Origin of the sequence: Bacillus sp. XF8 (assembly GCF_017498755.1) — a bacterium.
In the GTDB taxonomy this organism is placed as follows: Bacteria; Bacillota; Bacilli; order Bacillales; family Bacillaceae_G; genus Bacillus_A; species Bacillus_A bingmayongensis.
This window is the reverse complement of the sequence record NZ_JAGDQK010000042.1, coordinates 1-22,128: the sequence shown is the minus strand read 5'-3', so window position 1 is coordinate 22,128 and position 22,128 is coordinate 1. Positions and strand designations below refer to the sequence as shown.

Below are 22,128 nucleotides of genomic sequence, written 5' to 3'. Positions count from 1 at the left end.
GCAATCACGAAGGGAGGCACCAAAATGGCTCGTAGCTTAAAAAAAGGACCATTTGTCGATGATCACTTAATGAATAAAGTTGCAAAGTTAAACGAAACTGAGCAAAAACAAGTTGTTAAAACTTGGTCTCGTCGTTCAACAATCTTCCCTCAGTTCATTGGTCACACAATTGCTGTATATGACGGTCGTAAACACGTACCTGTATACATCACTGAGGACATGGTTGGCCACAAGTTAGGTGAATTCGCACCAACTCGTACGTATAAAGGTCATGATGCTGACGATAAGAAAACTAGAAGATAATGAGAGGAGGCACTTCAATGCAAGCTAAAGCAGTAGCGAGAACAGTTCGTATTGCTCCTCGTAAAGTTCGTTTAGTAGTAGACTTAATCCGAGGCAAGCAAGTGGGTGAAGCGATCGCTATCCTTAACCACACACCAAAAACTGCTTCTCCAGTTGTAGAGAAAGTTTTAAAATCTGCAATCGCAAACGCAGAGCATAACTACGAAATGGATGTAAACAACTTAGTTGTTGAAAAAGTTTTCGTTGACGAAGGTCCAACGTTAAAACGTTTCCGTCCACGTGCAATGGGTCGTGCAAGCCAAATTAACAAACGCACAAGCCACATCACAGTTGTGGTATCAGAAAAGAAGGAGGGATAATCGATGGGTCAAAAGGTTAATCCAGTCGGTCTTCGTGTCGGTGTTATTCGTGATTGGGAATCTCGCTGGTTCGCTGAGAAAGATTACGCTACACTTCTTCATGAAGACATCAAAATTCGTGAATACATCGCAGCTCGCTTAAAAGATTCTTCTGTTTCTAAAGTAGAAATCGAGCGTGCAGCAAATCGTGTAAATGTTACAATTCACACTGCAAAACCTGGTATGGTAATTGGTAAAGGTGGTACAGAAGTTGAAGCACTTCGTAAAGCTCTTAACCAATTAACAGGCAAGCGTGTACACATCAACATCTTAGAAGTTAAGAGAGCTGATCTTGACGCTAAATTAGTAGCGGAAAATATCGCTCGTCAATTAGAAAACCGTGTATCTTTCCGTCGTGCACAAAAGCAAGTTATTCAACGTGCTATGCGCGCAGGTGCTAAAGGTATTAAAACACAGGTTTCTGGTCGTCTTGGCGGAGCAGATATCGCTCGTGCAGAATCTTACAGTGAAGGAACTGTTCCACTTCATACACTTCGCGCTGATATTGACTATGCAACAGCTGAAGCTGATACAACATACGGTAAATTAGGCGTAAAAGTATGGATCTACCGTGGAGAAGTCCTTCCTACAAAAAAGAAAGCTTCTGAGGAAGGAGGAAAATAATATGTTAATGCCTAAACGCGTAAAATATCGTAGAGAGCATCGTGGTAAAATGCGTGGTCGTGCAAAAGGTGGCGCTGAAGTAGCATTTGGTGAATTTGGTCTTCAAGCTCAAGCAGCTTCATGGATCACTAACCGTCAAATCGAAGCAGCTCGTCGTGCAATGACTCGTTACATGAAACGTGGCGGTAAAGTTTGGATTAAAATTTTCCCTTCTAAACCTTACACTGCAAAACCTCTAGAAGTACGTATGGGTTCCGGTAAAGGGGCACCAGAAGGCTGGGTAGCAGTAGTAAAACCTGGGAAAGTTATGTTTGAAATCGCGGGTGTATCTGAAGAGGTAGCACGCGAAGCATTACGTCTTGCAGCTCACAAGTTACCTGTGAAATGTAAATTCGTAAAACGTGAAGAAAATGGTGGTGAATCTAATGAAAACTAATGATATTCGTGAATTAACCACTGCCGAAATCGAAACAAAAGTTAAAGCGTTAAAGGAAGAGTTGTTCAACCTTCGCTTCCAACTTGCTACAGGACAATTAGAGAATCCAACACGCATCCGTGAAGTGCGTAAAGCGATCGCTCGTATGAAAACTGTAGTTCGTGAAAGAGAGATCGGAATTAATCGATAAATTGAGGGGAGGTTTGCAAAGTGAGCGAACGTAACCAACGCAAAGTTTATACTGGTCGTGTTGTATCTGACAAAATGGACAAAACGATTACAGTTTTAGTTGAAACTTACAAAACTCATTCCTTGTACGGAAAGCGCGTTAAATATTCTAAGAAATATAAAGCGCATGATGAGCAAAACCAAGCAAAAGTTGGCGATATCGTAAAAATCATGGAAACTCGCCCGCTTTCTGCTACTAAGCGTTTCCGTTTAGTTGAAATCGTTGAAGAAGCGGTTATTATCTAAATAGACGAATCGGAATTTTAAGTCCGAAGGGAGGTTTCATAACATGATCCAACAAGAATCTCGTTTGAAAGTTGCTGACAACTCTGGTGCACGTGAACTTTTAACAATTAAGGTATTAGGCGGCTCTGGTCGTAAATATGCTAACATCGGTGATATTATCGTTGCTACGGTAAAACAAGCAACACCAGGTGGCGTTGTTAAAAAAGGTGACGTTGTTAAAGCAGTAGTAGTACGTACGAAGAGCGGTGCTCGTCGTCCAGATGGTTCTTACATTCGTTTTGATGAAAACGCAGCGGTTATCATTAAAGACGACAAGAGCCCACGCGGTACTCGTATCTTCGGACCAGTAGCTCGTGAACTACGTGATAGCAACTTCATGAAGATCGTTTCTTTAGCTCCAGAAGTTCTATAATTTAAGGTATTGCCTTGCTAAGGAGGTGCAGAATTAAGATGCATGTAAAAAAAGGTGATAAAGTACAGGTAATCACTGGTAAAGACAAAGGAAAACAAGGCGTTATCCTTGTGGCTTTCCCAAAGGAAAACCGTGTTATCGTTGAGGGTGTTAACATCGTTAAGAAGCACTCTAAGCCATCTCAATTAAATCCACAAGGTGGAATTATCACGAAAGAAGCACCTATCCACGTTTCTAATGTTATGCCATTAGATCCGAAAACTGGTGAACCTACTCGCGTAGGCTTCAAAGTGGAAGATGGTAAAAAAGTTCGTATTGCAAAAAAATCTGGTGAATTATTAGATAAATAATTTTCTTAAGAAAGGAGGTCACTTCATTGAATCGCCTTAAAGAGAAGTTCCAAAAGGAAATTACTCCTGCTCTAATGAGCAAGTTTAACTATAAATCTGTAATGCAAGTACCGAAGATCGAAAAGATCGTTATCAACACTGGTGTTGGTGATGCGGTAGCAAACTCTAAAGCATTAGACAATGCTGTAGAAGAATTAACTCAAATCGCAGGTCAAAAACCTGTTATCACTCGCGCGAAAAAATCTATCGCAGGTTTCCGTCTTCGTGAAGGAATGCCTATTGGTGCGAAAGTTACTTTACGCGGCGAGCAAATGTATGAGTTCTTCGACAAATTAGTATCTGTTTCTTTACCACGTGTACGTGATTTCCGTGGTGTATCTAAGAAATCTTTCGATGGTCGTGGTAACTATACATTAGGTGTTAAAGAGCAACTTATTTTCCCTGAGATCGATTATGATAAAGTAAGCAAAGTCCGCGGTATGGACATCGTAATCGTTACTACAGCGAACACTGACGAAGAAGCTCGTGAACTTTTAACACAATTCGGTATGCCATTCCAAAAATAATGGAAGCCAACGCTAAGTAGAGGAGGCGAAAACGTGGCTAAAAAATCTATGATTGCGAAACAAAAGCGTACTCCTAAGTTTAAAGTACAAGAGTATACACGTTGCGAGCGCTGCGGTCGTCCGCATTCTGTATACCGCAAATTTAAACTTTGCCGTATTTGTTTCCGTGAACTTGCATATAAAGGTCAAATTCCTGGTGTTAAAAAAGCTAGTTGGTAAAACCCACAAATGGGAAGGAGGTAAAACACATGGTGATGACAGATCCAATTGCAGATATGCTTACTCGCATCCGTAATGCGAACATGGTACGTCATGAGAAATTAGAGGTTCCTGCTTCTAAAATCAAAAAAGAGATCGCTGAACTTTTAAAACGTGAAGGTTTCATTCGTGATGTAGAATACATCGAGGATAACAAACAAGGTATCCTTCGTATTTTCCTGAAATATGGTGCAAACAACGAACGTGTAATCACTGGATTAAAACGTATCAGTAAACCTGGCTTACGCGTTTACGCTAAAGCTGATGAAGTACCACGCGTACTTAACGGATTAGGTATCGCTCTTGTTTCTACATCTAAGGGAGTAATGACGGACAAAGACGCTCGTCAATTACAAACTGGTGGAGAAGTAGTAGCATACGTTTGGTAATTAATATTGAAACGAACGGAGGTGTGACAACATGTCTCGTATTGGTAAAAAGATTCTTGAAATCCCTGCAGGTGTTACTATCACAGTAGCAGAAAACAATACTGTAACAGTAAAAGGACCTAAAGGTGAATTAACTCGTACATTCAATGCTGATATGGCTATCAAAATTGAAGAAAACATCTTAACAGTTGAGCGTCCATCTGAACAGAAGGAACACCGTGCATTACACGGTACAACTCGTGCTTTACTAGGAAACATGGTTGAAGGTGTAACTACAGGTTTCGCTCGCGGACTTGAATTAATCGGGGTTGGTTACCGTGCTCAAAAACAAGGTAACAAACTTGTATTAAACGTAGGTTACTCTCACCCAGTTGAAATGACTCCTGAAGCGGGTCTTGAAGTTGAAGTTCCTGCTCCAACTAAGATCGTGATTAAAGGTATCGACAAACAACGTGTCGGCGAATTCGCTGCTAACGTTCGTGCTGTACGTGCTCCAGAACCTTACAAAGGTAAAGGAATTCGTTACGAAGGTGAAGTTGTACGTCGTAAAGAAGGTAAAACTGCTAAGTAAGCCCGTTAGGTGAAAGAAAGGAGTGACAAGAATGATCACTAAAGCTGATAAAAATGCGACTCGTAAGAAAAGACATGCACGTGTACGTGCTAAACTTACTGGTACTGCAGAGCGTCCACGTTTAAACGTGTTCCGTTCTAATCAACACATTTACGCTCAAGTTATTGATGATGTGAATGGTGTAACATTAGTAAGTGCATCTACTCTTGATAAAGACCTTGCTCTTAACGGTACAGGCAACACTGAAGCTGCTACGAAAGTTGGCGAATTAGTTGCTAAGCGTGCTGTAGAGAAGGGTGTTAAAGAAGTAGTATTTGATCGCGGTGGTTACTTATACCATGGCCGTGTTAAAGCTCTAGCTGAAGCTGCTCGTGAGGCTGGATTACAATTTTAATGGTCAAAGGAGGGAAAATTGATGCGTCGCATTGACCCAAGTAAATTAGAACTTGAAGAACGTGTAGTTACGATAAACCGTGTTGCGAAAGTTGTTAAGGGTGGTCGTCGTTTCCGCTTTGCTGCACTAGTTGTAGTTGGTGATAAAAACGGTCATGTTGGATTCGGTACTGGTAAAGCTCAAGAGGTACCAGATGCTATTCGCAAAGCTATCGAAGATGCTAAGAAAAACTTAATCGAAGTACCATTAGTTGGTACATCAATTCCACACGAAATCATCGGACATTTCGGTGCTGGTGAAGTATTCTTAAAACCTGCTGCTGAAGGTACTGGAGTAATCGCTGGTGGACCAGTTCGTGCGGTTCTTGAATTAGCTGGTGTACAAGATATTCTTTCGAAATCTCTTGGTTCTAACACACCAATTAACATGATTCGCGCTACTGTGAACGGATTAAGCGAACTTAAGCGTGCTGAAGATGTTGCAAAATTACGCGGTAAATCTGTAGAAGAGCTACTAGGTTAAGAAGGAGGGAAAACAAATGGCGAAAAAGTTAGAAATTACCCTCACTCGTAGTGTAATTGGTCGTCCACAAGATCAACGTGCGACTGTAGAAGCTTTAGGTCTTAAAAAGTTGAATTCAACTGTAGTTAAGGAAGAAACTCCTGCTATTCTTGGTATGATCAACAAAGTTTCTCACCTTGTAACTGTAAAAGAAGCTTAAGGATAACTCATTAATATAAGGAGGTGCCTGGGAATGAAACTTCATGAATTAAAACCTGCAGAAGGTTCTCGTAAAGTACGTAACCGTGTCGGTCGCGGTATCGGTTCTGGTAACGGTAAAACTGCTGGTAAAGGTCATAAAGGACAAAACGCTCGTTCTGGCGGTGGTGTTCGTCTTGGCTTCGAAGGTGGTCAAACTCCATTATTCCGTCGTTTACCAAAACGCGGCTTCACAAACATTAACCGCAAAGAGTTTGCTATTGTAAACTTAGCGACGTTAAATCGTTTTGAAGATGGTACAGAAGTAACACCTGAATTATTGCTGGAAACTGGCGTTATCAGCAAGTTAAATGACGGTGTTAAAGTTCTTGCAAGCGGAGCAGTTGAGAAAAAACTAACTGTTAAAGCGCACAAGTTCTCTTCAAGTGCTAAAGAAGCAATTGAAGCAGCTGGCGGAACAGTTGAGGTGATCTAATGTTTCGTACAATCTCCAACTTTATGCGCGTTGCTGAGATAAGACGTAAAATATTATTCACTTTAGCGATGTTAATCGTATTCAGGATTGGCACGTTTATCCCAGTGCCATTTACAAATGGAGACGTACTGAAGGCACAAGATCAGTTAAATGCATTAGGAATCCTAAATACATTTGGCGGTGGCGCTTTGAAAAACTTCTCCATCTTTGCGATGGGAATCATGCCGTATATTACAGCATCCATCATCGTGCAATTATTGCAGATGGATGTTGTTCCTAAATTTTCGGAATGGTCGAAGCAAGGCGAAATGGGCCGTCGTAAATTAACACAATTCACGCGTTACTTTACGATTGTTCTTGCGTTTATTCAGGGGTTTGGTATGTCAATCGGTTTTAACGGTATGGTAGGTGGGCAGTTAATTTTGAATCCAGGTTGGAGCACTTATTTATACATTGCTACGGTACTGACTGCTGGTACTGCATTTTTAATGTGGTTAGGTGAACAGATTACAGCTAAAGGTGTAGGTAATGGTATTTCCATCCTTATCTTTGGTGGTATTGCCGCGGCGATCCCAAGTGTAATATCTCAAGTGTATCAACAACAGTTTCAAAATGTCGGAGATCAACTGTTCATGAGTATCGTTAAAGTTGTATTGATTTTACTAGCTGTGCTAGCAGTTGTTGTTGGAGTTATCTTCATTCAACAAGCTGTTAGAAAGATCCCAATTCAATATGCGAAGCGTGTAACAGGAGGAAATGGTAGTTATACTGGAGCACAAAACACACATTTACCGCTTAAGGTAAATAGTGCGGGTGTTATTCCAGTAATTTTTGCTGTTTCATTCTTAATTACACCTCCAACTATTGCACAGTTCTTCCCGAAACACGATGTGTCGCAGTGGATCATTGCAAACTTTAACTATTCTCACCCAGTGGGGATGATAATATATGTTGCGCTCATTGTAGCCTTCACATATTTCTATGCATTTGTTCAGGTTAATCCAGAACAAATGTCAGAGAACTTAAACAAGCAAGGTGGATATGTTCCAGGTATTCGTCCGGGTAAGAATACAGAACAATATCTAACAAAAATCTTGTATCGTTTGACCTTTGTAGGATCTATTTTCCTAGCAGCGATTGCTATTCTACCAGTTATATTTACTAAACTTGGGAACCTTCCTCCATCTGCACAGATTGGTGGAACGAGTATGTTAATTGTTGTCGGCGTTGCTTTAGAAACAATGAAGCAGCTAGAAAGCCAACTGGTAAAACGCCATTACAAAGGGTTTATCAAGCAGTGAGTAAGTGGGAAGATGAATCTTCCCTACATGCTCATTACGAGGGGGAACAAAGATGAACTTAATTTTAATGGGGCTTCCTGGTGCTGGTAAAGGTACACAAGCCGAACAGATTGTTGCCAAGTATAACATCCCTCACATCTCAACAGGAGATATGTTCCGTGCAGCTATGAAGGCTGAAACTGAACTTGGTTTACAAGCAAAATCTTTTATTGATAAAGGTGCCCTTGTTCCAGATGAAGTTACAATCGGAATCGTTCGTGAACGTTTAAGCCAAGAAGACTGTGTTAAAGGCTTCTTGTTAGACGGTTTCCCACGAACAGTTGCACAAGCATCTGCTCTTGAAGAGATAATGAAAGATCTTGGCAAAAAAATCGACTATGTTTTAAACATTAATGTGGATTCAGGATTGCTATTAAAACGTCTTACAGGCCGTCGCATTTGTAAAGAGTGCGGTGCGACTTATCACTTAGAATTCAATCCACCAGCAAAAGCTGATGTGTGCGATAAATGTGGTGGCGAATTATATCAACGCTCTGATGACAATGAAGAAACTGTAGCGAATCGTTTAGATGTAAATATTAAGCAAACAAAACCTTTGCTTGATTTCTATGAAGAGCTTGGTTACTTACAAAGCATTAATGGTGAGCAAGATATCAATAAAGTATTTGCTGATATCGATGTTCTCATCGGAGGCTTAGCGTAATGATCATTTGCAAAACTCCTCGCGAGATAGAAATCATGCGAGAAGCGGGCAAGATCGTTGCTTTAACTCATCAAGAGTTGAAAAAGCATATTGCTCCAGGAATTACAACGAAAGAGCTCGATCAAATAGCGGAAAAGACGATTCGAAAATATGGTGCTACGCCATCTTTTAAAGGATACAACGGATTTCCGGGAAGCATCTGTGCTTCTGTAAATGAAGAGCTTGTACATGGGATTCCAGGAAAGCGCAAGCTCCAAGCAGGCGATATCATCAGTATCGATATTGGTGCGAAATACAATGGGTACCATGGAGATTCTGCATGGACGTATCCAGTAGGAAACATTTCTGAATCTGTTCAAAAGCTACTTGATGTCACAGAAAAATCGTTGTATCTTGGTCTAGAACAAATAAAACCAGGCGAAAGATTATCGAATATCTCACATGCGGTTCAAACGTATGCTGAAGATAATGGATTCTCGATCGTTAGGGAGTATGTTGGTCACGGAATCGGGCAAGACTTACATGAAGACCCTCAAATCCCGCACTATGGTCCACCAAATAAAGGTCCTAGATTAAAGCCGGGAATGGTTATCTGTGTTGAGCCGATGGTGAACCAAGGAAGACGATATGTAAAAACACTATCTGATGACTGGACAGTGGTAACGGTAGATGGTAAATGGTGTGCCCACTTCGAGCACACGATTGCTCTTACAGAAGCAGGATACGAAATCCTTACCACTTTATAAGTAGCTGGCTCTCCGGGATTTCAGAGCAGTGTAAAATGTTACTGATTTGAAGAAGGGAGAACTATTGAATGGCTAAAGATGATGTAATTGAAGTCGAAGGTACCGTTCTTGAAACGTTGCCAAATGCTATGTTCAAAGTAGAATTAGAGAATGGGCATGTCGTATTGGCTCACGTTTCTGGTAAAATCCGTATGAACTTCATTCGTATTTTACCAGGAGACAAAGTTACGGTAGAATTATCTCCGTACGATTTAAATCGTGGTCGTATTACGTACCGTTTTAAATAATATAGCACTCCGTAATCTTTAAGGAGGTTCGAGACATGAAAGTAAGACCGTCAGTTAAACCAATCTGCGAAAAATGTAAAGTTATTCGTAGACGTGGAAAAGTAATGGTTATTTGTGAAAACCCTAAACATAAACAAAAACAAGGTTAATCAGAAGGAGGTGCATTCGGAATGGCACGTATCGCAGGTGTAGATATTCCTCGTGACAAACGCGTTGTTATTTCTTTAACTTACGTATTCGGCATTGGTCGCACAACTGCTGAAAAAATTCTTGCTGAAGCTGGTGTTTCTGAAGAAACACGAGTTCGTGATTTAACGGAAGACGAATTAGGACGTATCCGTGATATCATCGATCGTATTAAAGTTGAGGGAGACCTTCGTCGTGAAGTATCTCTTAACATTAAACGTCTAATGGAGATCGGTTCTTACCGTGGTCTTCGTCACCGTCGTGGTTTACCAGTTCGTGGTCAAAACTCTAAAAACAATGCTCGTACACGTAAAGGTCCACGTCGTACAGTAGCAAATAAAAAGAAATAATAAGTAAAGGAGGTTGAACTAACAATGGCACGTAAAACAAACACTCGTAAAAAACGTGTGAAAAAGAATATTGAAGCTGGTGTAGCTCATATTCGTTCTACTTTCAACAACACAATCGTAACACTTACAGACACTCACGGTAACGCGCTTTCTTGGTCTAGTGCTGGTGCACTTGGTTTCCGTGGATCTCGTAAATCTACTCCATTCGCTGCGCAAATGGCTGCTGAAACTGCTGCTAAAGTTGCAATGGAGCACGGTTTAAAAACTTTAGAGGTTACTGTAAAAGGTCCTGGTGCTGGTCGTGAAGCTGCAATTCGTGCTCTTCAAGCTGCAGGTCTAGAAGTAACAGCAATTAGAGATGTTACTCCAGTTCCTCATAATGGATGTCGTCCGCCAAAACGTCGTCGTGTTTAATTTTTCTGTATAGAATTTTCCCTTTTGTCTATAATGGATATGATGCATTATCGAGAAATTTCGTACAGAAACATCGCTTGTTGTGCACAATCGGGAACTGCCTAAGGGGGACTTTCGGTTAGACAGAGGTTTTTCCTTTGTTTAGCCGGGGTTTCGACGTTTTGAAGGAGGGTTTAGTTAATGATTGAAATTGAAAAACCGAAAATCGAAACGGTTGAACTTAACGAAGATGCTAAGTATGGTAAATTCGTGATTGAACCGCTTGAGCGTGGATATGGTACTACTTTGGGTAACTCCTTACGTCGTATTCTTTTATCCTCACTCCCTGGTGCCGCTGTAACTGCTATCCAAATCGATGGCGTATTACACGAATTTTCAACAGTTGAGGGCGTAGTAGAAGACGTTACAACGATCATCTTAAACTTGAAAAAGTTAGCTCTTAAAATCTACTCTGAAGAAGAGAAGACGTTGGAAATCGATGTACAGGGCGAAGGTATTGTCACAGCTGCTGATATTACTCACGATAGTGATGTTGAAATCTTAAATCCAGATTTATACATTGCGACGTTAGCAAAAGATGCGCATTTCCGCGTGCGTTTAACTGCAAAGCGTGGCCGTGGGTATACGCCAGCTGATGCAAATAAAAGCGAAGATCAACCAATAGGAGTTATTCCTATTGATTCTATTTATACTCCAGTATCACGTGTGACTTACCAAGTGGAAAAGACACGTGTCGGACAAGTGGCAAATTATGATAAGCTTACGCTTGATGTATGGACGGATGGAAGCATCGGGCCAAAAGAAGCTATCTCTTTAGGTGCCAAAATCTTAACTGAGCATTTAAACATCTTCGTTGGTTTAACTGATGAAGCACAAAATGCTGAGATTATGGTCGAGAAGGAAGAAGATCAAAAAGAAAAAGTTCTAGAGATGACTATCGAAGAACTTGATCTTTCTGTTCGTTCTTATAATTGCTTAAAACGTGCAGGAATTAATACTGTACAAGAGCTTGCGAACAAAACAGAAGAAGATATGATGAAAGTTCGTAACTTAGGACGTAAATCCTTAGAAGAAGTTAAGCACAAGCTTGAGGAATTAGGTTTAGGCTTACGTAAAGACGACTGAGGATTTAATCTCATCAACAAAGGAGGGAACTACGAATGGCATACAGAAAATTAGGCCGTACAAGTGCGCAACGTAAAGCTATGTTACGTGACTTAGCTACTGATTTAATTATCAACGAGCGCATCCAAACGACAGAAACTCGTGCAAAAGAACTTCGTTCTGTAGTGGAAAAAATGATCACTTTAGGTAAACGCGGAGATCTTCATGCTCGCCGTCAAGCTGCATCTTTCATCCGCAATGAAGTTGCTAACGCTGAGACTGGTCAAGATGCACTTCAAAAATTATTCGCTGATGTAGCTCCACGCTATGCTGAGCGTCAAGGCGGATACACTCGTATTGCAAAAATTGGTCCACGTCGCGGAGACGCAGCACCAATGGTAATTATCGAGTTAGTATAATGATAATTAAAAGGGCAGGACAGTTCTTTTCAAGTAACTGGTCGTGGCCCTTTTTTTTTAAATATAGAAAATAGGCTAACTTGGTGGAGTAATGAGAGAGGGTGCCTTGCATTGAAAAACGAGAAACTTCGCACGCAAAATATATCATTTCAATATCCCGGGGCAACTTCTTATGCGTTAAAAGACGTATCATTCTCTTTATATGAGGGAGAATGGGTTTCTGTAATTGGACAAAATGGTTCAGGAAAGTCTACACTTGCAAAATTATTAAATGGTTTATTTTTACCGGAATCAGGAACGATTGTTGTAAATGATGCAATGATTTTATCTGAAGAGACGGTATGGGATATTCGAAAACAAATAGGTATGGTATTTCAAAACCCAGATAATCAATTTGTTGGGACAACAGTGCAAGATGATGTTGCATTTGGTCTTGAAAATATCGGAATGCCTCGGAAACAGATGGTAGAACGGATGAATCAAGCGCTGCAGATGGTTCGAATGGAAGGGTTTCTGAACGAAGAGCCTCATTCGTTATCTGGTGGACAAAAGCAACGTGTTGCGATTGCAGGTGTGCTAGCATTGCAACCATCTATTTTAATATTGGATGAAGCAACATCGATGTTAGATCCACAAGGACGACGTGAAGTAATTGAAACAGTTAGGAAGCTTGTGGATACAAAAGGTATTACCGTTTTATCGATTACCCACGATTTGGAAGAAGCTGCACAGTCAGACCGTGTTATCATTTTGAATCGGGGAGAAATATTAGAGGAAGGTACACCAGAGCAAATTTTTAAGTCCTCTTATATGCTTAGGGAAATTGGGTTAGATGTACCATTCTCGGTAAAAATAGCAGAATTATTAAAAAGAAATGAAATTCCACTGCAGAATACGCATCTTACAATGGAAAGTTTGGTGAACGAACTTTGGAGATTACATTCCAAACAGTAGAGCATCGTTATCAATATAAAACTCCATTTGAAAGACGCGCGCTTTATGATGTAAACGTGTCGTTTCCAAGTGGAGGGTATTATGCCATTATCGGTCATACTGGTTCGGGCAAATCAACGATGATTCAACATTTAAATGGTTTATTGCAGCCGACAAACGGTACGGTCCAAATTGGGAAGCATTTGATTTCCTCGCAAAAGAAAGAAAAGAAATTAAAGCCACTACGAAAAAAAGTAGGGGTTGTCTTTCAATTTCCAGAGCATCAGTTATTTGAAGAAACAGTTGAGAAAGATATTTGTTTTGGACCCTCAAATTTCGGAGTATCGGAAGAAGAGGCAAGACAAAAGGCAAGGGATGCAATTGAGCTTGTAGGATTGGATCCAGAGCTATTAGCGCGTTCTCCATTTGAGTTAAGTGGTGGACAGATGAGACGTGTTGCAATAGCGGGTGTACTTGCAATGGAACCTGAAGTTCTCGTATTAGACGAACCGACAGCAGGGCTTGACCCTAAGGGACAGCAAGAGCTTATGGAGATGTTTTATAAGCTTCATAAGGAGCAGGGTTTGACAGTAATCCTAGTTACTCATAATATGGAGGATGCTGCCAAGTATGCAGATCAAATTGTGGTTATGCATAAAGGAACGGTCTTTTTGCAAGGAACAGCAGAGGAAGTATTCTTACATGCAGATGAGTTAGAACAAATCGGTGTGGGCCTTCCAATGTCTTTAAAGTATAAACGTGCAATTGAAGAGAAGTTTGGTATTACGATTCCAAAGGCTACCTTATCTTTAGAGGATCTTACTCATGAAGTTGTACAGGTGTTACGAAAAGGTGGTCATGAATCATGCAGCAGTTGATTATTGGGAGATATATTCCAGGCAGGTCGCTCATTCATCAACTTGATCCACGTACGAAGCTGTTGATTGTCTTTTTATATGTATTTGTTGTCTTTTTAGCAAATAATGCGATTTCATATGGATTTTTATTTTTATATGCACTCATTGCTTTATTTTTTGCAAAAGTGCCGATTCGTTATGTACTTTCGGGCTTAAAACCAATCTTATGGATTTTTCTTTTTACATTTTTTCTGCATATTTTTACAAATAAAGAAGGAGATGTACTGTTCCAGCTTGGTTGGTTTTCGATACATGAAAAGGGATTAGAGCAAGGAATATATATTTCTATACGCTTCTTTGTCATTATTTTAATGACTACATTATTAACATTAACAACAACACCAATTGAAATTACCGATGGTATGGAAACGTTGTTAAAGCCATTAAAGCGTATAAAGGTTCCTGTTCATGAAATCGCATTAATGATGTCTATTTCTCTTCGTTTTATCCCAACATTAATGGATGAGACGAGTAAAATTATGAAAGCACAAGCATCCCGTGGTATTGATTTTGCTGGTGGACCGATAAAAGATCGATTAAAGGCGGTTATTTCTTTACTTGTGCCGCTTTTTATTAGTGCTTTTAAACGTGCTGAGGACTTAGCAATTGCAATGGAAGCACGTGGGTATCAAAGTGGTGAAGGACGTACTAAATTTAGGCAGCTACGCTGGAAAACAAGTGATACGTTGACGATAGTGAGTTTACTTTGTTTAGCGTGTATTCTAGCATGGGTGCGATCGTAATGGAGAATAGAGAAATGGAAAGAATAAAATGTACAGTTGCATATGATGGCATCAATTTTTGCGGTTATCAAATTCAACCGCAGCATCGTACTGTGCAACAAGAAATAGAGAAAGCACTGCAAAAATTGCATAAAGGAGAGCCTGTTCGTGTTCAAGCATCAGGGCGGACAGATTCTACTGTTCATGCAAGAGGACAGGTGATTCATTTTGATACATCATTATCTCTTGAAGAATGGCAATGGATGAATGCTTTAAACACGATGCTGCCAGACGATATTGTTGTCCTGCAAGTAGAGAAAAAAACAGAGGATTTCCATGCGCGCTACGGTGTTGAGAAAAAAGAATATCGTTATCGTGTATTATTATCAAAAACGGCGGATGTATTCCGTAGAAATTACGTATATCAGTATCCATACCCATTGGAAATAGAATCTATTCGGAAGGCAATTCCTTATTTTATTGGAACGCATGATTTTACTTCATTTTGTTCGGCAAAAACTGATAAAAAAGATAAAGTGCGCACAATTTATGAAATAGATTTAATTGAACAAGATGATGAATTAATTTTTCGTTTTGTAGGCAATGGATTTTTATATAATATGGTTCGAATTATTGTTGGTACGTTGCTTAGCGTAGGACAAGGCAAGATTGATCCAGGCGGCATTCCGGAGATTTTAGAAAAACAAGATCGTCGTTTTGCAGGGAAGATGGTGCCGGGGCATGGGCTTTATTTATGGCAGGTAAACTATAACAACTAATCCTGGTGTAACATTTGCTTGACATTAGAAACTCAAAAGGATATCATAACATATGGTATTGTTTCTAAAACCACGATTAGCCCCGGAAGGAAATCGTGTTTAAGATAAACAATAGATTTTTTCTATGGAAAAGATAACGAGGAGGGAAACACATGCGTACGACTTTTATGGCAAAAGCTAACGAAGTTGAGCGTAAATGGTATGTGGTTGACGCTGAAGGTCAAACTTTAGGTCGCCTAGCTAGTGAAGTAGCATCCATTTTACGTGGTAAAAACAAACCAACATTTACACCACACGTTGACACGGGTGATCATGTAATTATTATTAACGCTGAGAAAATTCATTTAACAGGTAATAAATTAAACGATAAAATTTACTACCGTCACACTAACCACCCAGGTGGACTTAAACAAAGAACAGCTCTAGAAATGCGTACAAACTACCCTGTACAAATGTTAGAGCTTGCAATTAAAGGCATGCTTCCAAAAGGACGTTTAGGACGTCAAGTGTCTAAAAAATTAAATGTGTATGCTGGAGCAGAGCATCCACACCAAGCACAAAAACCAGAAGTTTACGAACTTCGCGGATAATTAATTAAAGGAGGGCTTACTTTGGCACAGGTTCAATACTATGGTACTGGACGTCGTAAGAGTTCAGTAGCGCGCGTACGCCTAGTTCCAGGCGAAGGACGCGTTATCATTAACGGTCGTGATTTTGAAAACTATATCCCATTTGCTGCATTACGTGAAGTAGTGAAACAACCTCTAGTTGCAACAGAAACTTTAGGTAACTACGATGTACTTGTAAACGTAAATGGTGGTGGATACACTGGTCAAGCTGGTGCTATTCGTCACGGTATTTCTCGCGCTTTATTAAAAGCTGACCCAGAATACCGTCTAACATTAAAACGTGCAGGTCTATTAACTCGTGACGCACGTATGAAAGAGCGTAAAAAATACGGTCTTAAAGGCGCACGTCGTGCACCTCAGTTCTCAAAACGTTAATTTTTGCGAACTTCAAACCCCAGCTATTTGGCTGGGGTTTTTTATTATGCTTAATGGAACTATATAAAGTGAAACTCCTATCATCCATTGTGAGTTTGCGGGATAAATACATTTTGATTTTTAGCATATAAGTCGCTGCTACGAAGAGTAAAAGGTAACCTGCACTCGTATGGTTCTTTGGCATGAGGTAGAAAAAGGATCTGAACGTTTCTATGCAATCATGGCTGGATGCTCTCTCCCAACTAAAAAGAAAGGTTTTATGTTGTTTATTATTTATGTAATCACCCTCAATTATTTTTAGTCCTCTTATTATAGCTTGGAATATTTTAGTGCTACCTTCTCACGTATGCTTCTTCTTTAGAAGCTTAGACTAATACGTATTAGGGAGGTTTATAAATACTATGAATGTCATTGTTAGCTTACAAGAAAAACAAAAAGAAAAGCAGTTGAAATATGAACGAAAGATGCTGCGTGAATTATCACTAAAAACATTACGATCAAATATCCGTGATGCTTTTGATATGAAGGAACTTCATCGTCAGTACGAAGATTATTGTATCGAATTAGGAATTGAATCGTACTTATTAGGAGCAAGATATAGCAAATTTGGTTATTATGGAGAATCGTTTTTTGATGTAAAATATAGAGCTTTAGAAGAAGAGCAGCAATTAACGGAAATGTTATTTCACTTTTTAACGAGTATGGCGGTAAGAGAGATAGAATTAAAAGACGAGGAATTACTTTATGAATCCTGTGCGCAATTTATTAGTTCATGGTGGCGTGAGGGATACGAAAAGGGTGAAAGAAGATATCGCTTAAAGCTGCATTAAGAAAAGCATAAACTTTCCTCTTGTCCCATATAAGTAATTAGAGGGACTAGCTAGAGGAGGAAAGGTATGAAGAGAATTCGAATTATCTCTTTTATGCTTGCTGCAGTTGTGCTGTTTTTCTTGGTAAAACAAGAATTTCAAATTACAAAGTCGTGGCGAGCGTGGAACTTACCCTTATCTGGGAAAGTAATTGTACTAGATGCTGGACATGGTGGACCAGATGGAGGAGCGGTTGGTGGGAAAGACATTGTAGAAAAAGATATTACGCTTGAAATTACAAAAATGGTACAAGATTATTTGCAGGAGCAAGGAGCTTTAGTTATTTTGACGAGAGAGGGAGATTATGATTTAGCTGATAAAAGCACAAAATCATATAGTAGACGTAAAGCGGAGGATTTAAAAAAGCGTGTAGAAATTATTAATAAGCCCGATGTGGACTTTTTTGCGAGCATTCATTTAAATGCCTTGCCGAGTAGTGGGTCCAAAGGGGCACAAACGTTTTACTATCGCTCTTTAATTGAAAATGAACGAGCAGCGAAGTTTATACAGGCTGAATTACGAACGAGTTTAGAAAATACAAATCGTTCGGCTAAAACAATCTCTCATGTTTATTTGCTTAAGTATGCGAAAACACCGGGAGCTTTAATTGAAGCTGGATTTTTATCGAATGTAAATGAACGATATATGTTAAATTCAGAGAAATATCAGCAAAAGGTGGCAGCTGCAATATACCGTGGAATACTACGTTATTTTACGGAAAAGGGAAATCCTCCTGAATAAGGGGGATTTTTGAATTCCTCTCGTTAACGAAGTTTTCGGAAAATATGTTATACTGGAAATGAAAACGCATTTATTCTTGGAATGCAAATATACAAACCCAATTCATTTAACATTACTTTATTTTTCATACAGGGGGCTGGGCTAATTATGGTAACGAAAGAGCAAGTAGTGAAAGCGCTTGAAGGGATTACCGATCCATTTCTACATAAAACATTAAAAGAAACAAATGCAATTAAAGAGGTAACTGTAAAGCCTGAGAAAGAGCATGTCAGTGTTAAAATTGCAATTGTAAAAACAGGGACTGCTGAACAAATGCAATTGCAGTCGGCTATTGTGAAACTTGTAAAAGAACTTGGAGCAGCAACGGTTGGCTTGCGTTTTGCTGAATTTACAGAGGACGAGTTAGCGCAGTTTGCACCACCTGTGGAAGAGCAAGCAAGTCAATCTTTATTATCACCGCATTCTAAAACAACATTTTTAGCAGTTGCAAGTGGAAAAGGTGGGGTTGGTAAATCGACTGTTTCTGTTAACCTTGCGATTTCATTAGCTCGTTTAGGAAAGAAAGTTGGTATTATTGACGCTGATATATATGGCTTTAGTGTGCCTGATATGATGGGAATCGAAAAACGTCCAATCGTAAGGGGCGATAAAATTATTCCTGTAGAGCGTTTAGGGGTAAAAGTAATTTCGATGGGCTTCTTTGTAGAAGACAATGCTCCTGTTATTTGGAGAGGCCCAATGCTTGGTAAAATGTTAAATCACTTTTTCACAGAGGTAGAATGGGGCGATTTAGACTACTTAGTATTAGACTTGCCACCAGGTACAGGGGATGTGGCCTTAGATGTTCACTCGATGCTACCATCTTGTAAAGAAATTATTGTAACAACGCCTCATCCAACAGCGGCATTTGTAGCAGCTCGTGCAGGTGCAATGGCTTTGCGTACTGAACATAGTATTCTTGGAGTTGTTGAAAATATGGCTTACTTCGAAAGTAAAGTAACCGGTGAGAAAGAGTATGTGTTTGGAAAAGGCGGGGGAGATAAATTAGCCGCAGAATTACAAACAGATGTATTAGGACGAATTCCACTTCAGCAACCAGATTGGAATAAAGAGGATTTTGCACCATCAGTATACGAGGATACACATAAAACAGGTGTCATCTATCGGACGATAGCTGAGCAAGTTATTGATAGAACATCAGTTAAACAAAAATAAACATCTCAAGTAGAGAATTTCCCCGCCCTATATATGTAGAGGTGGGGAAATTATTATGTGTAGAGATTCGCTTTATTTTTGTTCTTGCTTTTCGTCTTGTGCTCCGCCTTCTTTTTTCTCAGCTCCGCCACCTTTTTCAGCCTTTTCGATGGCCTTGCTAATAATGTCAATCATCTTAACTTGGAAGAGTGGACTTTCAGCAGATTCTGTTAATACTTGTTGTAAATATTGACGGTATTCTTTGCTTTTCATTGTTTGTTGCATTATTTTTTGCACTTCGGGATTTTTCATAATTTCTATAACGCCTGCTTGGTATTCAGGGTCTTTTAACAGAGTTTTCATTAAGGTAGTTTGTTCTTTTCCCATACTTTTTGCGAATTTCGCTGAAAACTCGGGATCTTTAAATAACTTTTCCCAAAATTGTTGCCCTTTTTCGGATACCATGGCATCTTCGATTGTTTTTTTTACTACAGTTTCATCTAATATAAGTGCTTGTTTCATTTTTTCGTCAGTTAATACATCTTGGATTGCTTTCTTTCCTTGATCGGTTTTTAAAATATCGACAATCATCTTCTTTGTTTGATCGTAATCTAATTCGGATTTCTCTTCTTTTCCTTGTGCACAGGCAACAAGTGTGATAAAAAGAATCGAAGAAACCAAAATGAGCAGCATCCGTTTCATTAGCTGGAGCTCCTTTCAACACAGTTCTCTTTTTTAATATAAATATCTTCGAGGAATTTATACATGTTCATGGCTAGCTTTTTGAAATTGTCATTGTTACAATTTAAGTAGAAATATATAAATAATGGGGGATGGGTTGTGAATAGCCGAAAATGGGTACGACTATTTTTAACGACGCTGCTGCTTGGGGGGATTAGTACAATCCTTATTGGTTTTATTTTAGGTTGGGACAAGTACGTTAAATTTTTTCAAAATTTTGACGGTAAAGAAATTTTAATGATTTCTTTTTGGTTACTGGGTGTTGGTTTTATTTTTAGTGTAATTAGTCAAATGGGCTTTTTCGCGTATTTAACAGTTCATCGTTTTGGACTAGGAATGTTTCGGTCGTCTTCTCTTTGGAACGCAGTTCAGCTCTTTTTTATTGCATTTGTACTGTTTGATTTTGTTTATTTAAGATCGGTACTCGTTGCAAATGGTGATGTTTCGTTTGGGAATAATATTCTTGTGGCTGGAATATTGTTTTTATTTGGAGCGATTGTAGCCTATATAAAGAGTAAAGAGACGAATAAAAAAGCATTTATACCCGCTTTATTTTTTATGGTTGTCGTAACAATCCTTGAATGGGTACCGGCGCTCCGGATTAATGATACCGATTGGTTATATTTAATGGTTATACCACTTCTGTTGTGTAATGCATATCAGTTACTTATATTACATCGTTTAATAGGACAACAAAGAAGTAAGTCAGTTAGTTAAGGAGATAAGGGTGAAAAAAGGGTACAACACCTTTCGTATGAAGTGTTGTACCCTTTTTAGTATGGAGTGACTTTTATTTCGCTATTTGTAAGCGATAAGACTCCGGCTTAAAATTTAGAGAAACGAAGGAACGTAGAAGATGGGAGATTTTACTTTAGCCTGCTATTTGCGGGCAGTAATACTCCCACCTCAAAATTCGGCGAAAACAAAGAAGTTAGGTGAGAGATAAACCCCACTGATTAAAGTTTCACTTTACGTCATTACTTTTTGTATTTGTGTTAGAAATAAGTTGTGATACAGATACTTGCTCATAACCATCACTTTTTAATTTCTGCAGGAGCAGCGGTAGAGATTTATTTGTTTGAAGTGCTGAATCAGAAGCGTGTAATAAAACGATGTCTCCACCTCTTAAATTGTTAGCAACTGTTGATACAATTTTATTTACACCAGGATTTTTCCAGTCGTTTGAATTATTACTCCAGTGTACAACGGTATATCCAAGAGACTCTGCTACTTTGAGAACAGTTTTATTAAATTCCCCGCTAGGAGGTCGCAAGAGTTTGACTTGTTTTATGCCAAGCTTTGTAAACACATCTTGCGAACGTAAAAGATCCCTTCGCATCTCGTTCGCTTCCAAAGAAGTATAAGATGTATAGTTATATCCCATACTGCCAATTTCGTGACCGTCCTGTATAATCCGTTCCACAATATCTGGGTGTCTTTCTGCCCATGCTGCAGAGAGGAAGAAAGTTGCATTTTTAATTTCTCTTTCTTTTAAAGTATCAAGAATCGGAAGCGCCTTTTTATCTCCCCAGCTAATATCGAATGTTAACGCAACTTGTTTTTTTGCGGTATCGCCTTTGTAAATGACTTTTGGACCAGTTGCAGTTGAAAAAGCAGATTGATGAGAATATGTCTTTAAAAAGAGAAGCCATGCTGTAAATAAGGACAGTACAATAATTAAACTAATGTGCTTAAATTTACGTTTACTTGTTATAAAAAAGAAAAACATAATACTCCGCCCCTTTGTCCAATCCTTTTCAGTTACTTATATGCTCAAAAAGTTGAAAAGAGAACTGAACGATTAATATCGTAGGAAATGGATATAATGGACGTTATAGTTTGATTTTTGATTTTAGTGGTGATGCGTAGAATGACAATGTTGTTAGAGTTGATGAACGGATTGCGTTATTGTGTATACATAGACATATGAGTAATTGTTGAGGTGATAGTTTGCTTGGGATTATGATTACAAAAGAAGAACAGAAAGAAATAGAATATTTATTGAAGAGAGAGTTAGATGAGCTTTTATTTGATTTTGCAGATGAGCGAATACATGATGTCGTAAAAAAGACAATGGAAGAACGATATAAAATTATTTTTTGTTTGTTTCGAAGAGTAACAAATGCAGAAGAGTGCATCCGTTATGTAAGAAAAAGAATTTTTTATTAAAAGGTATTGACGATATGGTTTAATGTATGGTAAATTAATAACCGTCGCTGATGCGAAACAGCAGAAAGCGAAAAAAGAAATTTAAAAAACTTAGTTGACATTGAAAAATGAAGATGTTAACATAAGGAAGTCGCAAATGAGCGGCAAACGAGTTCTTTGAAAACTGAACGAAACAAACA

The 22,128-nt window shown here is 39.0% G+C and carries 38 protein-coding genes; 36 read left to right on the top strand and 2 right to left on the bottom strand.

The window, feature by feature from the left end:
* Nucleotides 1-24 precede the first annotated feature (24 nt).
* From rpsS to J4P91_RS23115, 34 genes are all read left to right on the top strand, one after another.
* Entirely contained in the window at nt 25-303 is a 279-nt protein-coding gene (gene rpsS, locus J4P91_RS23280) for a 30S ribosomal protein S19 (protein WP_017150130.1), read from the top strand.
* Nucleotides 304-320: 17 nt separating this feature from the next.
* Nucleotides 321-662: a 50S ribosomal protein L22 gene (gene rplV, locus J4P91_RS23275; RefSeq protein WP_011983250.1), complete on the top strand. Its 342-nt coding sequence runs from the start codon at nt 321-323 to the stop codon at nt 660-662.
* A 3-nt stretch (nt 663-665) separates the two neighbouring features.
* Entirely contained in the window at nt 666-1,325 is a 660-nt protein-coding gene (gene rpsC / locus J4P91_RS23270) for a 30S ribosomal protein S3 (protein WP_017150132.1), read from the top strand.
* A gap of 1 nt (nt 1,326) precedes the next feature.
* Nucleotides 1,327-1,761: a 50S ribosomal protein L16 gene (gene rplP / locus J4P91_RS23265; protein ID WP_000928968.1), complete on the top strand. Its 435-nt coding sequence runs from the start codon at nt 1,327-1,329 to the stop codon at nt 1,759-1,761.
* Nucleotides 1,751-1,951 carry a 50S ribosomal protein L29 gene (rpmC, locus tag J4P91_RS23260; RefSeq protein ID WP_000855718.1) on the top strand — a complete coding sequence of 67 codons (201 nt, stop codon included), beginning with the start codon at nt 1,751-1,753 and terminating at the stop codon, nt 1,949-1,951. Before rplP ends, rpmC begins: the two co-directional genes overlap by 11 nt.
* A 20-nt stretch (nt 1,952-1,971) precedes the next feature.
* A complete protein-coding gene (gene rpsQ, locus J4P91_RS23255) occupies nt 1,972-2,235 on the top strand; it encodes a 30S ribosomal protein S17 (protein WP_011983253.1) in 264 nt (87 codons plus the stop codon).
* A gap of 43 nt (nt 2,236-2,278) precedes the next feature.
* Nucleotides 2,279-2,647: a 50S ribosomal protein L14 gene (gene rplN / locus J4P91_RS23250; protein ID WP_011983254.1), complete on the top strand. Its 369-nt coding sequence runs from the start codon at nt 2,279-2,281 to the stop codon at nt 2,645-2,647.
* Between the two features lie 38 nt (nt 2,648-2,685).
* A complete protein-coding gene (rplX, locus tag J4P91_RS23245) occupies nt 2,686-2,997 on the top strand; it encodes a 50S ribosomal protein L24 (protein ID WP_017150133.1) in 312 nt (103 codons plus the stop codon).
* A 26-nt stretch (nt 2,998-3,023) separates the two neighbouring features.
* A complete protein-coding gene (rplE, locus tag J4P91_RS23240; protein ID WP_017150134.1) occupies nt 3,024-3,563 on the top strand; it encodes a 50S ribosomal protein L5 in 540 nt (179 codons plus the stop codon).
* 33 nt (nt 3,564-3,596) lie between these two features.
* Complete coding sequence (gene rpsN / locus J4P91_RS23235; RefSeq protein WP_001085700.1) at nt 3,597-3,782, top strand: 30S ribosomal protein S14; 186 nt, start codon at nt 3,597-3,599, stop codon at nt 3,780-3,782.
* 29 nt (nt 3,783-3,811) lie between these two features.
* A complete protein-coding gene (rpsH, locus tag J4P91_RS23230) occupies nt 3,812-4,210 on the top strand; it encodes a 30S ribosomal protein S8 (protein ID WP_000245511.1) in 399 nt (132 codons plus the stop codon).
* 31 nt (nt 4,211-4,241) lie between these two features.
* Nucleotides 4,242-4,781, top strand: a complete 540-nt coding sequence (gene rplF, locus J4P91_RS23225; protein WP_017150135.1) for a 50S ribosomal protein L6 — start codon at nt 4,242-4,244, stop codon at nt 4,779-4,781.
* A gap of 31 nt (nt 4,782-4,812) precedes the next feature.
* The gene (rplR, locus tag J4P91_RS23220; RefSeq protein WP_017150136.1) at nt 4,813-5,175 is read left to right on the top strand and encodes a 50S ribosomal protein L18; all 363 of its coding nucleotides are present in this window, start codon (nt 4,813-4,815) and stop codon (nt 5,173-5,175) included.
* A 21-nt stretch (nt 5,176-5,196) separates the two neighbouring features.
* On the top strand, nt 5,197-5,697 hold the full coding sequence (gene rpsE / locus J4P91_RS23215; RefSeq protein WP_017150137.1) for a 30S ribosomal protein S5: 501 nt from the start codon (nt 5,197-5,199) through the stop codon (nt 5,695-5,697).
* Between the two features lie 16 nt (nt 5,698-5,713).
* Nucleotides 5,714-5,896 (top strand): 50S ribosomal protein L30, encoded by a 183-nt coding sequence (gene rpmD / locus J4P91_RS23210; protein ID WP_001085234.1) that lies wholly within the window; start codon nt 5,714-5,716, stop codon nt 5,894-5,896.
* Nucleotides 5,897-5,929: 33 nt separating this feature from the next.
* A complete protein-coding gene (rplO, locus tag J4P91_RS23205; RefSeq protein WP_017150138.1) occupies nt 5,930-6,370 on the top strand; it encodes a 50S ribosomal protein L15 in 441 nt (146 codons plus the stop codon).
* Nucleotides 6,370-7,671, top strand: coding sequence for a preprotein translocase subunit SecY (gene secY / locus J4P91_RS23200; RefSeq protein WP_207995984.1), 1,302 nt, complete (start codon nt 6,370-6,372; stop codon nt 7,669-7,671). The genes rplO and secY overlap by 1 nt, the downstream gene beginning before the upstream one ends.
* Nucleotides 7,672-7,723: 52 nt before the next feature.
* A complete protein-coding gene (locus J4P91_RS23195) occupies nt 7,724-8,374 on the top strand; it encodes an adenylate kinase (RefSeq protein WP_017150140.1) in 651 nt (216 codons plus the stop codon).
* Nucleotides 8,374-9,120, top strand: coding sequence for a type I methionyl aminopeptidase (gene map, locus J4P91_RS23190; RefSeq protein ID WP_017150141.1), 747 nt, complete (start codon nt 8,374-8,376; stop codon nt 9,118-9,120). Before J4P91_RS23195 ends, map begins: the two co-directional genes overlap by 1 nt.
* A 68-nt stretch (nt 9,121-9,188) precedes the next feature.
* Complete coding sequence (gene infA / locus J4P91_RS23185; RefSeq protein ID WP_001029884.1) at nt 9,189-9,407, top strand: translation initiation factor IF-1; 219 nt, start codon at nt 9,189-9,191, stop codon at nt 9,405-9,407.
* Nucleotides 9,408-9,442: 35 nt separating this feature from the next.
* Complete coding sequence (gene rpmJ, locus J4P91_RS23180) at nt 9,443-9,556, top strand: 50S ribosomal protein L36 (protein WP_000868344.1); 114 nt, start codon at nt 9,443-9,445, stop codon at nt 9,554-9,556.
* Nucleotides 9,557-9,577: 21 nt separating this feature from the next.
* Nucleotides 9,578-9,943: a 30S ribosomal protein S13 gene (rpsM, locus tag J4P91_RS23175; RefSeq protein ID WP_000090789.1), complete on the top strand. Its 366-nt coding sequence runs from the start codon at nt 9,578-9,580 to the stop codon at nt 9,941-9,943.
* Between the two features lie 24 nt (nt 9,944-9,967).
* On the top strand, nt 9,968-10,357 hold the full coding sequence (gene rpsK / locus J4P91_RS23170; protein WP_000101801.1) for a 30S ribosomal protein S11: 390 nt from the start codon (nt 9,968-9,970) through the stop codon (nt 10,355-10,357).
* Nucleotides 10,358-10,537: 180 nt separating this feature from the next.
* The gene (locus tag J4P91_RS23165; RefSeq protein WP_000569645.1) at nt 10,538-11,482 is read left to right on the top strand and encodes a DNA-directed RNA polymerase subunit alpha; all 945 of its coding nucleotides are present in this window, start codon (nt 10,538-10,540) and stop codon (nt 11,480-11,482) included.
* Between the two features lie 35 nt (nt 11,483-11,517).
* Entirely contained in the window at nt 11,518-11,880 is a 363-nt protein-coding gene (rplQ, locus tag J4P91_RS23160; protein ID WP_000331491.1) for a 50S ribosomal protein L17, read from the top strand.
* Between the two features lie 111 nt (nt 11,881-11,991).
* Nucleotides 11,992-12,834 (top strand): energy-coupling factor ABC transporter ATP-binding protein, encoded by an 843-nt coding sequence (locus J4P91_RS23155; RefSeq protein WP_207995983.1) that lies wholly within the window; start codon nt 11,992-11,994, stop codon nt 12,832-12,834.
* Nucleotides 12,810-13,691 (top strand): energy-coupling factor ABC transporter ATP-binding protein, encoded by an 882-nt coding sequence (locus J4P91_RS23150; RefSeq protein ID WP_207995982.1) that lies wholly within the window; start codon nt 12,810-12,812, stop codon nt 13,689-13,691. The genes J4P91_RS23155 and J4P91_RS23150 overlap by 25 nt, the downstream gene beginning before the upstream one ends.
* Nucleotides 13,679-14,473 (top strand): energy-coupling factor transporter transmembrane component T family protein, encoded by a 795-nt coding sequence (locus J4P91_RS23145; protein ID WP_098338773.1) that lies wholly within the window; start codon nt 13,679-13,681, stop codon nt 14,471-14,473. Before J4P91_RS23150 ends, J4P91_RS23145 begins: the two co-directional genes overlap by 13 nt.
* Before the next feature lie 14 nt (nt 14,474-14,487).
* Complete coding sequence (gene truA / locus J4P91_RS23140) at nt 14,488-15,231, top strand: tRNA pseudouridine(38-40) synthase TruA (protein ID WP_207995981.1); 744 nt, start codon at nt 14,488-14,490, stop codon at nt 15,229-15,231.
* Nucleotides 15,232-15,383: 152 nt separating this feature from the next.
* Nucleotides 15,384-15,821: a 50S ribosomal protein L13 gene (gene rplM / locus J4P91_RS23135; protein WP_001260793.1), complete on the top strand. Its 438-nt coding sequence runs from the start codon at nt 15,384-15,386 to the stop codon at nt 15,819-15,821.
* 21 nt (nt 15,822-15,842) lie between these two features.
* Nucleotides 15,843-16,235 (top strand): 30S ribosomal protein S9, encoded by a 393-nt coding sequence (gene rpsI, locus J4P91_RS23130; protein ID WP_000079986.1) that lies wholly within the window; start codon nt 15,843-15,845, stop codon nt 16,233-16,235.
* A 401-nt stretch (nt 16,236-16,636) separates the two neighbouring features.
* Nucleotides 16,637-17,065 carry a DUF2521 family protein gene (locus J4P91_RS23125; RefSeq protein WP_017150146.1) on the top strand — a complete coding sequence of 143 codons (429 nt, stop codon included), beginning with the start codon at nt 16,637-16,639 and terminating at the stop codon, nt 17,063-17,065.
* Nucleotides 17,066-17,131: 66 nt separating this feature from the next.
* Nucleotides 17,132-17,845 (top strand): N-acetylmuramoyl-L-alanine amidase CwlD, encoded by a 714-nt coding sequence (cwlD, locus tag J4P91_RS23120; protein ID WP_017150147.1) that lies wholly within the window; start codon nt 17,132-17,134, stop codon nt 17,843-17,845.
* A 147-nt stretch (nt 17,846-17,992) separates the two neighbouring features.
* Nucleotides 17,993-19,060 (top strand): Mrp/NBP35 family ATP-binding protein, encoded by a 1,068-nt coding sequence (locus J4P91_RS23115; protein ID WP_207995980.1) that lies wholly within the window; start codon nt 17,993-17,995, stop codon nt 19,058-19,060.
* Between the two features lie 72 nt (nt 19,061-19,132).
* Here the strand turns inward: J4P91_RS23115 and gerD are convergent, their stop codons facing one another.
* A complete protein-coding gene (gene gerD / locus J4P91_RS23110) occupies nt 19,133-19,741 on the bottom strand; it encodes a spore germination lipoprotein GerD (RefSeq protein ID WP_207995979.1) in 609 nt (202 codons plus the stop codon).
* A 138-nt stretch (nt 19,742-19,879) separates the two neighbouring features.
* Between gerD and J4P91_RS23105 the strand changes: the two genes are divergently transcribed.
* The gene (locus tag J4P91_RS23105) at nt 19,880-20,497 is read left to right on the top strand and encodes a KinB-signaling pathway activation protein (protein WP_207995978.1); all 618 of its coding nucleotides are present in this window, start codon (nt 19,880-19,882) and stop codon (nt 20,495-20,497) included.
* A 247-nt stretch (nt 20,498-20,744) separates the two neighbouring features.
* Here the strand turns inward: J4P91_RS23105 and pdaB are convergent, their stop codons facing one another.
* Nucleotides 20,745-21,509 carry a polysaccharide deacetylase family sporulation protein PdaB gene (pdaB, locus tag J4P91_RS23100; RefSeq protein ID WP_207995977.1) on the bottom strand — a complete coding sequence of 255 codons (765 nt, stop codon included), beginning with the start codon at nt 21,507-21,509 and terminating at the stop codon, nt 20,745-20,747.
* Nucleotides 21,510-21,730: 221 nt separating this feature from the next.
* Here pdaB and J4P91_RS23095 point away from each other — a divergent pair, with 221 nt between their 5' ends.
* Entirely contained in the window at nt 21,731-21,949 is a 219-nt protein-coding gene (locus J4P91_RS23095; RefSeq protein WP_017150152.1) for a hypothetical protein, read from the top strand.
* The last annotated feature ends 179 nt before the right edge of the window (nt 21,950-22,128 follow it).

What these genes read in the sequence shown, in the direction of transcription:
- J4P91_RS23115 (WP_207995980.1), top strand. Translation starts at nt 17,993, where the DNA reads ATGGTAACGAAAGAGCAAGTAGTGAAAGCGCTTGAAGGGATTACCGAT.
- secY (WP_207995984.1), top strand. Translation starts at nt 6,370, where the DNA reads ATGTTTCGTACAATCTCCAACTTTATGCGCGTTGCTGAGATAAGACGT.
- rpmJ (WP_000868344.1), top strand. Translation starts at nt 9,443, where the DNA reads ATGAAAGTAAGACCGTCAGTTAAACCAATCTGCGAAAAATGTAAAGTT.
- rpsE (WP_017150137.1), top strand. Translation starts at nt 5,197, where the DNA reads ATGCGTCGCATTGACCCAAGTAAATTAGAACTTGAAGAACGTGTAGTT.
- rplP (WP_000928968.1), top strand. Translation starts at nt 1,327, where the DNA reads ATGTTAATGCCTAAACGCGTAAAATATCGTAGAGAGCATCGTGGTAAA.
- J4P91_RS23145 (WP_098338773.1), top strand. Translation starts at nt 13,679, where the DNA reads ATGCAGCAGTTGATTATTGGGAGATATATTCCAGGCAGGTCGCTCATT.
- truA (WP_207995981.1), top strand. Translation starts at nt 14,488, where the DNA reads ATGGAAAGAATAAAATGTACAGTTGCATATGATGGCATCAATTTTTGC.
- rpmD (WP_001085234.1), top strand. Translation starts at nt 5,714, where the DNA reads ATGGCGAAAAAGTTAGAAATTACCCTCACTCGTAGTGTAATTGGTCGT.
- J4P91_RS23125 (WP_017150146.1), top strand. Translation starts at nt 16,637, where the DNA reads ATGAATGTCATTGTTAGCTTACAAGAAAAACAAAAAGAAAAGCAGTTG.
- rpsK (WP_000101801.1), top strand. Translation starts at nt 9,968, where the DNA reads ATGGCACGTAAAACAAACACTCGTAAAAAACGTGTGAAAAAGAATATT.
- rplM (WP_001260793.1), top strand. Translation starts at nt 15,384, where the DNA reads ATGCGTACGACTTTTATGGCAAAAGCTAACGAAGTTGAGCGTAAATGG.
- map (WP_017150141.1), top strand. Translation starts at nt 8,374, where the DNA reads ATGATCATTTGCAAAACTCCTCGCGAGATAGAAATCATGCGAGAAGCG.
- rplO (WP_017150138.1), top strand. Translation starts at nt 5,930, where the DNA reads ATGAAACTTCATGAATTAAAACCTGCAGAAGGTTCTCGTAAAGTACGT.
- infA (WP_001029884.1), top strand. Translation starts at nt 9,189, where the DNA reads ATGGCTAAAGATGATGTAATTGAAGTCGAAGGTACCGTTCTTGAAACG.
- rpmC (WP_000855718.1), top strand. Translation starts at nt 1,751, where the DNA reads ATGAAAACTAATGATATTCGTGAATTAACCACTGCCGAAATCGAAACA.
- rplF (WP_017150135.1), top strand. Translation starts at nt 4,242, where the DNA reads ATGTCTCGTATTGGTAAAAAGATTCTTGAAATCCCTGCAGGTGTTACT.
- J4P91_RS23195 (WP_017150140.1), top strand. Translation starts at nt 7,724, where the DNA reads ATGAACTTAATTTTAATGGGGCTTCCTGGTGCTGGTAAAGGTACACAA.
- rpsH (WP_000245511.1), top strand. Translation starts at nt 3,812, where the DNA reads ATGGTGATGACAGATCCAATTGCAGATATGCTTACTCGCATCCGTAAT.
- rpsM (WP_000090789.1), top strand. Translation starts at nt 9,578, where the DNA reads ATGGCACGTATCGCAGGTGTAGATATTCCTCGTGACAAACGCGTTGTT.
- gerD (WP_207995979.1), bottom strand. Translation starts at nt 19,741, where the DNA reads ATGAAACGGATGCTGCTCATTTTGGTTTCTTCGATTCTTTTTATCACA.
- rplN (WP_011983254.1), top strand. Translation starts at nt 2,279, where the DNA reads ATGATCCAACAAGAATCTCGTTTGAAAGTTGCTGACAACTCTGGTGCA.
- rplQ (WP_000331491.1), top strand. Translation starts at nt 11,518, where the DNA reads ATGGCATACAGAAAATTAGGCCGTACAAGTGCGCAACGTAAAGCTATG.
- rpsC (WP_017150132.1), top strand. Translation starts at nt 666, where the DNA reads ATGGGTCAAAAGGTTAATCCAGTCGGTCTTCGTGTCGGTGTTATTCGT.
- J4P91_RS23165 (WP_000569645.1), top strand. Translation starts at nt 10,538, where the DNA reads ATGATTGAAATTGAAAAACCGAAAATCGAAACGGTTGAACTTAACGAA.
- cwlD (WP_017150147.1), top strand. Translation starts at nt 17,132, where the DNA reads ATGAAGAGAATTCGAATTATCTCTTTTATGCTTGCTGCAGTTGTGCTG.
- rpsS (WP_017150130.1), top strand. Translation starts at nt 25, where the DNA reads ATGGCTCGTAGCTTAAAAAAAGGACCATTTGTCGATGATCACTTAATG.
- pdaB (WP_207995977.1), bottom strand. Translation starts at nt 21,509, where the DNA reads ATGTTTTTCTTTTTTATAACAAGTAAACGTAAATTTAAGCACATTAGT.
- rplV (WP_011983250.1), top strand. Translation starts at nt 321, where the DNA reads ATGCAAGCTAAAGCAGTAGCGAGAACAGTTCGTATTGCTCCTCGTAAA.
- rplX (WP_017150133.1), top strand. Translation starts at nt 2,686, where the DNA reads ATGCATGTAAAAAAAGGTGATAAAGTACAGGTAATCACTGGTAAAGAC.
- rplR (WP_017150136.1), top strand. Translation starts at nt 4,813, where the DNA reads ATGATCACTAAAGCTGATAAAAATGCGACTCGTAAGAAAAGACATGCA.